Raw genomic sequence first — 11981 nt, forward strand, 5'->3', positions numbered from 1 at the left:
AAGCCTACCGGCTTCACCGCCGCGCGTAGTTCGGCGCCTCGGTCACCATCTGCACGTCGTGCGGGTGGCTCTCCTTCAGGCCCGCCGCGGTGATGCGCACGAAGCGGCCCTTGTCCTTCAGCTCCTCGATGCTCGCCGAGCCGACGTAGCCCATCGAGGCGCGCAGACCGCCGACGAGCTGGTGGGCCACCGAGCCGAGCGGGCCGCGGTAGGGGACCTGGCCCTCGATGCCCTCGGGGACGAGCTTGTCCTCGGACAGGACGTTGTCCTGGAAGTAGCGGTCCTTGGAGAAGGAGCGCGCCTGGCCGCGGGACTGCATCGCGCCCAGCGAGCCCATGCCGCGGTACGACTTGAACTGCTTGCCGTTGATGAAGACCATCTCGCCCGGCGACTCCTCGCAGCCGGCCAGCAGCGAGCCCAGCATGACCGTGTCGGCACCCGCCGCGATGGCCTTGGCGATGTCGCCGGAGAACTGCAGGCCGCCGTCGCCGATCAGCGGCACGCCCGCCGCGTTCGCGGCCTGGGCGGCCTCGTAGATCGCGGTGACCTGCGGCACGCCCACACCGGCGACGACGCGGGTGGTGCAGATCGAGCCGGGGCCGACGCCGACCTTGATGCCGTCCGCACCGGCGTCGATCAGCGCCTGGGCGCCGTCGCGGGTGGCGATGTTGCCGCCGACCACGTCGACGCGGATGTTGGACTTCACCTTGGAGATCATGTCGAGGATGCCGCGGCTGTGGCCGTGCGCGCTGTCCACGACCAGGAAGTCGGCACCGGCCTCGACGAGCGCCTGGGCCCGGTCGTACGCCTCGTCGCCGACGCCCACCGCGGCACCGACGACCAGGCGGCCCTCGGCGTCCTTGGCCGCGTTCGGGTACTTCTCGGCCTTCACGAAGTCCTTGACCGTGATCAGGCCCTTGAGGACGCCCGCGTCGTCGACCAGCGGCAGCTTCTCGATCTTGTGGCGGCGCAGCAGCTCGATGGCGTCCTCGCCGGAGATGCCGACCTTGCCGGTGACCAGCGGCATCGGGGTCATGACCTCGCGCACCTGACGGCTGCGGTCCAGCTCGAAGGCCATGTCGCGGTTGGTGACGATGCCCAGCAGCTTGCCCGCCGCGTCGGTCACCGGCACACCGCTGATCCGGAACTTCGCGCACAGCGCGTCCGCCTCGACGAGGGTCGCGTCCGGGCGGACCGTGATCGGGTCGGTGACCATGCCGGACTCGGAGCGCTTGACCAGGTCGACCTGGTTGGCCTGGTCCTCGATGGACAGGTTGCGGTGCAGCACGCCCGCGCCGCCCTGCCGCGCCATGGCGATGGCCATCCGCGCCTCGGTGACCTTGTCCATGGCGGCGGAGAGCAGCGGAATGTTGACCCGGACGTTGCGCGAGACCCGGGACGCCGTGTCGACCGCGTTCGGCAGCACCTCGGAGGCGCCGGGCAGCAGCAGCACGTCGTCATATGTCAGACCGAGCATCGCGAATTTGGCGGGCATTCCGTCGACGTTGTCAGTCATGACACCTTCCCAATGGTCTTGCCTCAGCGCGGACACCCATGCTAACGGCCACCACAGGCGTCTCATTCCACAGCCGGTGAGGAGCGCATCACTTGTACGTTGCTACGAATTCGCGGCGACACGGGTGTGCGTTCCTACGGGCGCACGTTCCTTCGACTGTACGTTCCCCGGGCGCGCCTCATCCGCCGGGGCTCCGAAACGGGGGGCCGCGCCATGCCGGCTTCCCCGCGTTCCCGGCTTCCCAGCTTCCCGGCTTCCCGGCTTCCCGGCTTCCCGGCGAGCACTGTGCACCGTGCACCGCTCTTCCGCCCCTCGCCCCGAGCCGTGACTACTGCTCGGCCAGCGCCCGCAGCCGGCTCAGCGCCCGGTGCTGCGCCACCCGCACCGCACCCGGCGACATCCCCAGCATCTGCCCGGTCTCCTCGGCCGTCAGCCCGACCGCGACCCGCAGCAGCACCAGCTCGCGCTGGTTCTCCGGGAGGTTGGCCAGCAGCTTCTTGGCCCACTCGGCGTCGCTGCTGAGCAGCGCCCGCTCCTCGGGACCCAGGGAGTCGTCCGGCTGCTCGGGCATCTCGTTGGACGGCACGGCCGTACTGCCGGGACCCCGCATCGCGGCCCGCTGGAGATCGGCGACCTTGTGGGCGGCGATGGCGAAGACGAACGCCTCGAAGGGCTTTCCGGTGTCCCGGTAGCGCGGCAGCGCGCAGAGCACCGCGACACAGACCTCCTGGGCGAGGTCCTCGACGAAGTGGCGCGCGTCACCCGGCAGCCGGGACAGCCGGGTGCGGCAGTAGCGCAGCGCGAGCGGATGCACATGGGCCAGCAGGTCGTGGGTGGCCCGGCGATCCCCTTCCACGGCGCGTGCGACGAGATCACCGATCTCCTGAATCCCGTCATCGCGCATCGGTCCATGGTGCCTTGGCGCGGCGCGATCCGCGGCATCAGGTCCGTACTTGTGCACCGAAGCGTTATGAGCGGCAGGTGCGCCGGCTGTCATCTCCCGCGCCCTCCCCTCGCACCGGATCGGCCCGTCCCCGAGGAACTCCATACCTCAAGGATGCGGCACCGCGCGCCGAACCGGGATTCCGCTCCCGGACCGGCGCCTGCGGGACCGCCTGCCACCCCGCCCGCCACGCGGCGGGCGGGGACCCTCACTCCCCCGCATCGCTGCACGTCACAGCCGTCCTAGCGGACCAGACCCCAGCGGAATCCGAGCGCGACCGCGTGGGCCCGGTCGGAGGCGCCGAGCTTCTTGAACAGCCGCCTGGCGTGGGTCTTGACCGTGTCCTCGGAGAGGAACAGCTCACGTCCGATCTCCGCGTTGGAGCGGCCGTGACTCATGCCCTCCAGCACCTGGATCTCGCGCGCGGTCAGGGTCGGCGCGGCCCCCATCTCGGCGGACCGCAGCCGGCGTGGAGCGAGCCGCCACGTGGGATCGGCCAGCGCCTGCGTGACCGTCGCGCGCAGTTCGGCGCGCGAGGCGTCCTTGTGCAGATAGCCGCGGGCGCCGGCGGCGACCGCCAAGGCGACCCCGTCCAGATCCTCGGCGACCGTGAGCATGATGATGCGGGCCCCGGGATCGGCGGAGAGCAGCCGGCGCACCGTCTCGACCCCTCCCAGTCCGGGCATCCGCACGTCCATCAGAATCAGGTCCGAGCGATCGGCGCCCCAGCGGCGGAGGACTTCCTCGCCGTTGGCCGCCGTCGTCACACGCTCTACACCGGGCACGGTCGCGACCGCGCGGCGGAGCGCCTCTCGGGCAAGCGGGGAGTCGTCACAGACGAGGACGGATGTCATGACCGCCCTCCGCAGCTGATGCGCGTCACCTTGAGCCTCCAGGCTGGTACGTATCGTCACCTGAGCGGTAGACCGCCTCGGACACCTGCCCGAGGACTACCTCCATCAACCGCTTCCGCCCTCTCAACGACGGTCACTCGAAAGAGTTACGGGTTGGGTAGCCGCCTTCGACACTCTACGTGAGGGCCCGGACACGCAGAAGATGTGCGGCCGATCAATGCCCACCTTCGTGGCGCTGTGCCCTATTTGGTGGCTTTTCTTCCTTTTTCACGGTGTCTGTGGCTAGATTCGCAATGAGTCATATTTACATCTACTTAGACAGTAGATGTACGGTCGTGAGCACCGAGCCCGAACCGGTACCGCTTCGAGGGGACTAGCAATGGCAGATTTCTCGCGCCTTCCGGGCCCGAACGCAGACCTCTGGGACTGGCAGCTGCTCGCCGCGTGCCGTGGCGTGGACAGCTCCCTCTTCTTCCACCCCGAGGGCGAGCGCGGCGCCGCCCGCAGCGCGCGTGAGACGTCGGCGAAAGAGGTGTGCATGCGCTGCCCGGTACGGGCCCAGTGCGCGGCGCACGCCCTCGCGGTCCGCGAGCCCTACGGGGTGTGGGGCGGACTGACGGAGGACGAGCGCGAGGAGCTGATGGGCCGGGCGCGGCACCGGCTGGTTCCGGCGGCGGCCGTGGCCGGTCGTCCGGGCGTCGGCGGCGCCTGACGGGGGCCGGACGCGCCGACGACTGAAGAAACGTTTCCTCGGAATTTTCCCCCGGACGGCCCAGTCCGGACCGCGGGTCTGCCAGGGACCGCGGATCTGCCGCGCATCACGGCTCTGCCGCGGACCGCGCCGTCACGGACCGCGTCCCCCTGCCGGACCGCGCCCCACGACGGACCGCCCCGCGTCCCACGAAGGCCCGCCCCGGGGCCGCCCTCAGCGGTGGACCGCGCCCGCGAGCCGGCCGAGCATCGCCTCGACCGCCGGGACCTGCGCCAGGTCCGGCAGGGTCAGTGCCACGACCTCGCGCTGTACGCACGGCTCCATCGCGACCGTACGGACCCCCTTGTGCCGCACCGACTCCAGCGCCAGCTCCGGCAGCACGGCCACGCCGAGGCCGGCGCCGACCAGCCCGATCACCGCCGGGTAGTCGTCCGTCGCGAAGTCGATGCGCGGCGTGAAGCCCGCGCCCTCGCAGACCTCGACCAGGTGCCGCCGGCAGCGCGGACAGCCCGCGATCCACGGGTCGCCGGCCAGGTCGGCGAAGCCCGCCGTGCCGGCACCGGCCAGCCGGTGGGACTCCGGGACCAGGCCCACCAGCCGGTCGACCAGGACCGGCCGCACGACCAGGTCGTCCCACTCCGCCTCGGCGGCGGGGTCGGCGCCGCGCACCTCGGGGTAACGGAAGGCCAGCGCGATCTCGCAGTCGCCGTTGCGCAGCATCTCGACCGAGCGCGGCGGCTCGGCCTCCACCAGGGAGACCCGGGTGCCGGGGTGGGCGGCGCGCATGGCGGCCAGCGCGGTGGGCACCAGCGTCGAACTGCCGGAGGGGAAGGAGACCAGCCGCACCCGCCCGGCCCGCAGGCCCGCGATGGCGGCGACCTCCTCCTCGGCGGCGGTGAGCCCGGCCAGGATGCCGGTGGCATGCCGGACCAGCGCCTCGCCCGCCTGTGTCAGCCGCATCTCGCGGCCCGTACGGATCAGCAGCGGTGTGCCGGCGGACTGCTCCAGCGCCTTCATCTGCTGGCTGACGGCGGGCTGGGTGCAGCCCAGCCCGCGGGCCGCCGCGGAGAAGGAGCCGGTCCGGGCGACGGCGCGCAGCACACGGAGATGACGGGCTTCGATCATGCTTCGATCATAAGCGAGCCTTGGAGCGGGAGGGAAATAATCACTCGCACCTTTGCCCCGGTGGCTCTAGCGTGCCCCCATGGAGCTTCTGTCTGTGAACACGGGAGAGCCGCGGCCCATGGAGTACCGCGGCGCCACGGGGAGTACGGGCATCGGCAAGCGGCCCGTCGACGGACCGGTGGCGGTGTCCCCGCCCGGTCCCAAGGGCACCGGCGGCAGCGGCCTGGCCGGTGACGCGGTGGTCAACCTCAAGCACCACGGCGGCGACGACCAGGCGGTGTACGCGTACGCCCGCGAGGACCTGGACGTCTGGGAGAAGGAGCTGGGCCGCGACCTGCCCGCCGGCCTCTTCGGGGAGAACCTCACCACCCGCGGCGTGGACGTCACCCACGCGCGGATCGGCGAGCGCTGGCGCGTCGGCCCCCGGCTGCTGCTGGAGGTGACCTCAGCGCGCATCCCCTGCATGACCTTCCAGGGGCGGCTGGGCGAGCCGGGCTGGATCAAGCGCTTCACACAGGCGGGCAGGCCCGGCGCGTACCTGCGGGTCGTCGAGCCGGGCGAGATCCGCGCCGGGGACACCATCACCATCGAGCACCGCCCGGACCACGACGTGACGATCGCCCTCGCCTTCCGCGGCATGACCACGGGGCGCGAGGTGCTGCCGCGGCTCCTGGAGGCGGGTGCGGCGCTCCACCCGGAGCTGCGCGAGTGGGCGCTCAAGTACATCCGCGCACAAGAGGCTTGAACCCGGGTGAACGGGGCGTCCGGGCCCCGGCCGGGGCGTACCGGCCGGGGGCGAGGGGCGTGCCCGTATACGGATAGCGTGCCCGTATGACGACTGCATTGATTACGGGAGCGACGGCGGGCATCGGCGCCGCTTTCGCCCGCCGGCTGGCGGGCGACGGCCACAACCTGGTGCTCGTGGCGCGCAACGAGAAGCGGCTGCGCGAGCAGGCCACCGAACTGCACGACCGGCACGGCGTCGAGGTGTCCGTCCTGGTCGCCGACCTGGCGACGGAGGACGGCATCACCGCGGTCGAGGAGCGGCTCGCCGACCGCACCCACCCGGTGGACCTGCTGATCAACAACGCGGGCTTCGGCAACAAGGGTGAATTCCTGGACGTGCCGATGGCCGACGAGCTGAAGATGCTCAAGGTGCACTGCGAGGCGGTGCTGCGGCTGACGTCGGCGGCGGTCAAGGGGATGCGCGAGCGCCGCCGCGGCGGCGTGGTCAACGTGGCCTCGGTGGCCGCGTTCGTGCCGCGCGGCACGTACGGGGCGAGCAAGGCGTGGGTCGTGCAGTTCACCCAGGGCGCCGCCCGCGACCTGTCGGGCAGCAACGTACGGCTGATGGCGCTGTGCCCCGGCTTCGTACGGACCGAGTTCCACGAACGGGCCGGGATGGGCACGGAGAGCATCCCCGACTGGATGTGGCTGGACGCCGACAAGCTGGTGGACGCGGCGATGAAGGACCTGGCGCGCGGCAAGTCGCTGTCCGTTCCGGACCCGCGCTACAAGGCGCTGATGGGCGTGGCGAAGCTGGCGCCGCGCAACCTCCTCGGCGGGATCACGTCGAAGACGGGGCGCAAGTACGGGCCTCAGTGAGGCGCTGCGGTACGGGCCGTGGGTGAGGTGCGCGCGGCCCGCACCGCTGCGGAAGTCGTCAGCGGATGCCGGGGCCCTCGTAAGCGCCGATGGCGGGGGCTCCGGCGGGCAGCGGTGTGCCGAAGTAGTCGCGGCCGCCGTTGCCCGCGATGTGCTGCCCGGCGGCAAGGGCCGGTGACCCCGCGGTAAGGCGGAAGTCGTCGCGCAGCCGGGGGTCCGCGGTGGTGCCGCCCGGGTTGGCGGGCAGGTGTTCCGGGGGCGGCCCGTGGAAGACGTTGTGGTCGAAGCGCAGGTCCGGTGTGGGGTTCTTGAGGGCGTAGCCGCCCGGTCCGCGGCTGACGAAGATGTTGTTGCGGACGGTCAGCTGGTGGTCGGTGCGGGCCGGGGCCGCGGTGTCGTCCTGGACCAGGTAGGCGGGGATGCGGTCGGTGTTGAGGAAGCTGTTGTTGTAGATGCGGGTGTCGAGGATGGGCCCCGCGCAGTTCTGGATCAGCCGGGCGCCGTCGTCGCGGCTGACGTTGTAGCGGACGGTGGTGCCGACGGTCTTGGCACCGCTGTACGGGCACAGCAGCAGGAAGCCGCCCTTGTTGTGGTGGCTGTGGTTGTACTGGAACACCGTGTTCCTGGAGGCGCCGTCCGCGTCGAAGGACATGCCGTCGTGTGTGCTGCCGCCGCCGGAGACCTCGTTGTGCTGGACGAGGGTGTCGTCGGTGTTGAACGTCCAGATTCCGGCGTTGGCCGAGGGCGAGCGGAGCTGGAAGCCGTCCACGCGGTTGTGCTCGACGACGGCGCCCGCGGTGGTGTCGAGCTTGATGCCGTCGCCGGCCAGTGACCTGAGGGTGTTGTGGTGGACGCGGACGCCGGTGCTCGGGGTCCAGGCCCCCGGGTAGGTGTGCGGGTCCTGCTGGTTGCCGACGAGGTCGCGCCTGGACCAGGTCGACTTGAAGTACACGCCCTCCCGGTCGACGTCCTCGATCAGGTTCCCCGCGATCTCCAGCCCGTCGTAGCGGCTGGGCCGCGCCGTGCCCTCGACCGCCACGTGGATGCCGCTGGAACCGGTCAGGGTCTTGGCGTCGCCGCCGCGCACGTCGTGCACGTACAGCCCCGAGAGCACCAGGCCGCGCGCGGTGCCGTAGTCGGTCAGGCGCAGCCGTACGCCGTTGCGTTCGGTGCCGGGGCGTGCCGCGTTGACGATCTCCAGGGCGGCGAGCCGTACGTACTGCGTGTCGGCGAGCAGCACGGTGTCGTGGGCGCCGGCGCCGTCCAGACGGGCACGGGCGGCGGCGCTTCCGTAGTCGGCGATGGTGAAGGGGGCGGTGGCGGAGCCCGCGCCCCTGGGGGCGAGGGTTCCGGCGCAGGTGCTGCCCCGGCGGAACAGCAGGCGGTCGCCGGGGCCGTACGGATGCGCGTTGGCCTGGGCGAGGGTGGACCAGGGGCGGGCGCGGGAGCCGTCGCCCCCGGCGGGCGCGGCGCAGTCGACGTGGAAGGCGTGGCCCGCGGAAGCGGAGGGGCGGCCGGCGGCGTGCGCGCCGGGGACCGGGCCCGGCGCGAGCGCGGCGGACAGTGCCAGGACTGCCGTGAGCGCACGCGCGCGGGCGGTGGCGCGGACTGCTGGTCCGGCCTCGGGTCTCATGGTCACGTACCTCCCTTACGGGACGGTGGCGGTGTCCTTGTCGAACGTCAGGGCGCTGGTGGTGCCGTCCTCCCAGGTCACGTGGAGGGTGTGGCGGCCGGTGACCCGGACCTCGGCGAGCTTGTGCACGGGGGCCGGGGCGGGCTCGGCGGTGAGCGAGGCGAGCGAGACGAACAGCGCGCCGCCGGACGCGTCGGAGGTGTCGGGCACGGTGCCGTCGAGGCAGGCGGTGCGGGTGTGGTCCCCGAAGGGCGTACTGCCCGTCCGTACGGTCCTCGGCTCTCCGGCGCCGTCCGCCGCGAAGCCGTGTACGGGGTGGAGCTGGGCGGTCGGCCCGTCCTCCGTGACGGCCCAGCCGGTCTGGCGTACGGGCGTGCCGGGCGCGGCCCCGGTGACGAGGTGGGCGCGCACCTCGGCGCGGCCGTGCGCCAGGGTCGCGGACAGCACCCGTACGCCGGTCAGTTCGGAGCCGTCCGGGTGGCGCGGGGTGTGCGCGGAGGCGGCCCAGCCGGGGCCGGCGCCGCGTGGTTCGGCGGCGCCGCGGCCGGTGGGCACGCCGTCCACGAGCAGCGCGAAGTGGTTGTCGGGGGTCTCGGCGGGAGTGGTGTCCGAGCCGGGGTTGGCGGAGGTGTCCAGGACGGTCACGGCGTTCGCGGCGTCCTCGCCGGTCCCGGCGGCCGACGGGCCCGTACGCGTCGAGTAGGCGAACCGCGCGTAGTTCGGGTCGGCCGGGCCGAAGACCGAGGAGCTGCCGTGGTTGTGCAGCCTGACCAGCCCGTCGGCCGCCGTGGACTGCACGAGCAGGCCGGGCGCGCGCAGCGTGGTGACGGCGTCCGCGGTCTCGGCGGGCAGCGGTTCCTCGCGTTCGGTCCAGGCCGGGTGGTCCTCCGGCAGCAGCAGGCCGAGCAGGCCCTTGGACGCCCAGTACGGGGAGGCCGGGCCCGAGTAGCCCTGGAGCATGGGCGCGTACGGGCCGTACCAGCCGAGCGGCAGCAGGCCCTCGTCCGTCACCGCGCCGTGGTCGACGAAGTGCCGCAGGGTGCCGGAGGCCAGGCGGCGGGTGGCGCCGGGGGTGAGCGGGGTGTGGCCGGTGAGCGCGCCGAGCCAGGGGGCGGCGAGGGTGGCGAAGCGGTAGGTGAGCGAGCGGCCGAAGGGCATCGGCGCGCCGTTGGCGTCGAACATGTGGCGGTAGCCGTCGAGGTGGGCGCGCAGCCGTTCCCCGTATGTGTCGAGCAGGGCGCGGTCGCCGGAAAGATGGGCGTGCAGAACGGGATAGAAGTGCAGCGCCCAGCCGTTGTAGTGGTCGAAGGCCTGGTTGTCGCCGTCGCTGTACCACCCCTCGCCCCGGTACCAGCCGTCGATGCGCTCCAGCGCGCGGTCGACGGAGGCCTGCGCGCGTTCCGTCTCGATGCCCGAGTCCAGGAGGAGCCCGCCGACGGTCAGGCCGAACAGCCACCAGTTGTTGTCGATGGGCGGCGGGTCGAGGGCGGGCAGCAGCCATTCGACGGCGCGGGTGCGGACGTCCTCGTCCAGGGTGTCCCACAGCCAGGGGCGCGTCAGGCGCAGGCCCAGGGCGACGGACGCGGATTCGACGATGGCCTGCCGGGTGCCGGGCATCAGCGGCCAGGCGTCGGGGTGCTTGCCGCCGAGGTCCGGCTCGCTGACGGGATGTTCGGTGCCCGCGGCGAGCCCTTCCCCGTAGCGGGCCAGGTAGCCGTGCGGGTCGTGGCCGCCGCTTCCGGCCACCCGGAAGGCGGCGGCCAGGAACGTACGGGCATAGCCTTCGAGGCCGTCGGAGCGCGGGCCCGACCAACTGGGGCGGGCGCCGGGGAGGTTGATGAGTCCGTTGCGGGGCGAGGCGTACGGGACGACCGCGCCCAGGAGGCTGTCGGCCGTGGACTCCCAGTGCGCGCGGGTCCAGCCGGTGTACGGGCTGCGCTCGCGGTCCTCGGGCGGCAGGGAACCGGCCTTCCGGCCGGTGGGGTGCGGAGATGACGGCACGGTCATGGGTGTTTCCCTCTACGGTCGGCGACTCGAAAATCCTCAACTCACCACGATCGAACGTCAAGAGGACCTGATCGAATGACCGGTTGCTGCGCCGTTCGATCACGCTGGACTAGGGTGCGTCTTCATCTTGGAGACGGGACCGGGCCGGCCGCCGTCCCGGCCGACACCGTTCCACCACACCGCGAGGGGGCTGCCGCCGTGCGCGAGCGTGCTGTGCAACGTCATGAGCGCCTGCTGTCCTTGGTACGGCAACGTGGCTCGGCCCGCGTCACCGACCTGGCCGACCAGCTCGGCGTCTCGCCCGTCACCGTACGGCGCGACGTCGAGACGCTGACCGGCAAGGGACTGCTCGACCGGGTGCACGGCGCGGTGTCCTGGCCCCGGCAGCGCGACCGGGGCTCCGGCGGCCGGGCGCCCGCCCCCGAGGGGCCCGTGCTCGGCCTGCTGGCGCCCTCGGCCACGTACTACTTCGCCGACGTGATCCACGGCGCCCACGAGGCCGCGGCGCGGGCCGGGGCCCGGCTCGTCCTGCGGATCTCCGACTACCGCCCCGAGGAAGACCCCGCGCGCGCCGAGGGGCTGCTGACGGCCGGGGCCGAGGGGCTGCTCGTCGCGCCGGGCTGGCGCGGGCCGGGCGACCCGTCCGAGTACGGCGGCTGGGTCGCCGAACTCCCCGTACCCGTCGTGCTGCTGGAACGCAGCGTGCCGCCGGGCAGCCCGCTGGCGGGGCTGGACCGGGTGTGCTCGGACCACGGCCACGGGGTGCTCCTGGCGCTGCGCCACCTGGTCGCGCAGGGACACGCGGCTCCGCTGCTGGTGGCCCGCGCCGACAGCCCGACGGCGCTCGCCGTGCGCGAGGGGTACGAGGCCGCGCTGCGGGCCCTCGGCGTGCGGCCGCCTCGGCCGGTCGTCGGTTCGGTGCCCGCCGAGCGGGACCCGGAAGGGTTCGAGCGGGCCGTACGGGAACTGCGGTCGGCGGTGGCCTCGGGGGAGGCGACGGCGGCGCTGGTGCACAACGACGTGGACGCGATCCAGATGGTGCAGCGGCTGGCGGAACTGGGCGTACGGGTGCCGCACGACCTGGCGCTGGTCGCGTACGACGACGAGGTGGCGGCCCTGGCGGACACTCCGCTGACGGCGGTGGCGCCGCCCAAGCGCGAGGTAGGACGGCAGGCGGCGCGCCTCCTGGTGGACCGGCTGCGCGAGCGGGGCGGGGGTGGGGGCGGGCTGGGCCTGCTGGGCGGGCCGGGCTTGCTGGGCGGGCCGGGCTTGCTGGGCGAGCCGAGCGGTCCGGGCTTGCCGGGCGAGCTGGCGGGGACGGGCGGGGCGGGTGGGACGGGCCTGCCGGGTGGGCTGGCCGGGGCGGATCTGGTGGGTGGGCAGGTCGGGCCGGGTCTGCCGGGCGGGCCGGGCGGGCCGGGCGGCGAGCCGGAACCGGCCCCGCGACGTCACCTCACCCTGCTGCCGACCCTGCGGGTACGCGCCTCGTGCGGCGCGGGTGGCGGCTCCGGCTGACCCCCGTACGCCGCACCCGCCTCCCCCATCCTGTTCTTTTTTCGATCAATCAATCTTTCGCTCTTGACTTC

10 protein-coding genes are annotated in these 11981 nt (G+C 72.9%); 4 read left to right on the plus strand and 6 right to left on the minus strand.

The features are described from left to right. Positions 1–13 precede the first annotated feature (13 nt). The 3 genes from guaB to ACFV57_RS22975 all read right to left on the minus strand — a co-directional run bounded on the left by guaB (position 14) and on the right by ACFV57_RS22975 (position 3313). Positions 14–1516, minus strand: coding sequence for an IMP dehydrogenase (gene guaB, locus ACFV57_RS22965; RefSeq protein WP_385235303.1), 1503 nt, complete (start codon positions 1514–1516; stop codon positions 14–16). A 328-nt stretch (positions 1517–1844) separates the two neighbouring features. Beyond that, positions 1845–2420, minus strand: coding sequence for a sigma-70 family RNA polymerase sigma factor (locus tag ACFV57_RS22970; protein WP_003984493.1), 576 nt, complete (start codon positions 2418–2420; stop codon positions 1845–1847). Between the two features lie 281 nt (positions 2421–2701). Then, complete coding sequence (locus ACFV57_RS22975) at positions 2702–3313, minus strand: response regulator transcription factor (RefSeq protein ID WP_003948568.1); 612 nt, start codon at positions 3311–3313, stop codon at positions 2702–2704. A gap of 379 nt (positions 3314–3692) precedes the next feature. Here ACFV57_RS22975 and ACFV57_RS22980 point away from each other — a divergent pair, with 379 nt between their 5' ends. Next, on the plus strand, positions 3693–4025 hold the full coding sequence (locus ACFV57_RS22980) for a WhiB family transcriptional regulator (protein ID WP_385235307.1): 333 nt from the start codon (positions 3693–3695) through the stop codon (positions 4023–4025). A 213-nt stretch (positions 4026–4238) separates the two neighbouring features. On the opposite strand, the gene ACFV57_RS22985 is transcribed toward ACFV57_RS22980, so the two are convergent. Continuing rightward, complete coding sequence (locus ACFV57_RS22985) at positions 4239–5150, minus strand: LysR family transcriptional regulator (RefSeq protein ID WP_385235310.1); 912 nt, start codon at positions 5148–5150, stop codon at positions 4239–4241. A gap of 79 nt (positions 5151–5229) precedes the next feature. On the opposite strand from ACFV57_RS22985, the gene ACFV57_RS22990 reads away from it, so the two are divergent. Together ACFV57_RS22990 and ACFV57_RS22995 are read left to right on the plus strand one after the other, a co-directional pair. Beyond that, entirely contained in the window at positions 5230–5895 is a 666-nt protein-coding gene (locus ACFV57_RS22990) for an MOSC domain-containing protein (protein ID WP_385235313.1), read from the plus strand. Between the two features lie 86 nt (positions 5896–5981). Then, complete coding sequence (locus ACFV57_RS22995) at positions 5982–6755, plus strand: SDR family NAD(P)-dependent oxidoreductase (protein ID WP_385235317.1); 774 nt, start codon at positions 5982–5984, stop codon at positions 6753–6755. 58 nt (positions 6756–6813) lie between these two features. On the opposite strand, the gene ACFV57_RS23000 is transcribed toward ACFV57_RS22995, so the two are convergent. Both ACFV57_RS23000 and ACFV57_RS23005 read right to left on the minus strand, forming a co-directional pair. After that, complete coding sequence (locus ACFV57_RS23000; RefSeq protein WP_385235529.1) at positions 6814–8388, minus strand: right-handed parallel beta-helix repeat-containing protein; 1575 nt, start codon at positions 8386–8388, stop codon at positions 6814–6816. Positions 8389–8403: 15 nt separating this feature from the next. Then, a complete protein-coding gene (locus ACFV57_RS23005) occupies positions 8404–10395 on the minus strand; it encodes a DUF2264 domain-containing protein (protein WP_385235320.1) in 1992 nt (663 codons plus the stop codon). 198 nt (positions 10396–10593) lie between these two features. Between ACFV57_RS23005 and ACFV57_RS23010 the strand changes: the two genes are divergently transcribed. Next, positions 10594–11910: a LacI family DNA-binding transcriptional regulator gene (locus ACFV57_RS23010; RefSeq protein ID WP_385235323.1), complete on the plus strand. Its 1317-nt coding sequence runs from the start codon at positions 10594–10596 to the stop codon at positions 11908–11910. Positions 11911–11981 lie beyond the last annotated feature (71 nt).

The sequence above is a fragment of the Streptomyces sp. NPDC059788 genome, from assembly GCF_042732265.1.
Lineage (GTDB): Bacteria > Actinomycetota > Actinomycetes > Streptomycetales > Streptomycetaceae > Streptomyces.

Bases quoted from the DNA above. Each gene is read 5' to 3' on its own strand.
- guaB (WP_385235303.1), bottom strand. From the start codon at position 1,516: ATGACTGACAACGTCGACGGAATGCCCGCCAAATTCGCGATGCTCGGT.
- ACFV57_RS22970 (WP_003984493.1), bottom strand. From the start codon at position 2,420: ATGCGCGATGACGGGATTCAGGAGATCGGTGATCTCGTCGCACGCGCC.
- ACFV57_RS22975 (WP_003948568.1), bottom strand. From the start codon at position 3,313: ATGACATCCGTCCTCGTCTGTGACGACTCCCCGCTTGCCCGAGAGGCG.
- ACFV57_RS22980 (WP_385235307.1), top strand. From the start codon at position 3,693: ATGGCAGATTTCTCGCGCCTTCCGGGCCCGAACGCAGACCTCTGGGAC.
- ACFV57_RS22985 (WP_385235310.1), bottom strand. From the start codon at position 5,150: ATGATCGAAGCCCGTCATCTCCGTGTGCTGCGCGCCGTCGCCCGGACC.
- ACFV57_RS22990 (WP_385235313.1), top strand. From the start codon at position 5,230: ATGGAGCTTCTGTCTGTGAACACGGGAGAGCCGCGGCCCATGGAGTAC.
- ACFV57_RS22995 (WP_385235317.1), top strand. From the start codon at position 5,982: ATGACGACTGCATTGATTACGGGAGCGACGGCGGGCATCGGCGCCGCT.
- ACFV57_RS23000 (WP_385235529.1), bottom strand. From the start codon at position 8,388: ATGAGACCCGAGGCCGGACCAGCAGTCCGCGCCACCGCCCGCGCGCGT.
- ACFV57_RS23005 (WP_385235320.1), bottom strand. From the start codon at position 10,395: ATGACCGTGCCGTCATCTCCGCACCCCACCGGCCGGAAGGCCGGTTCC.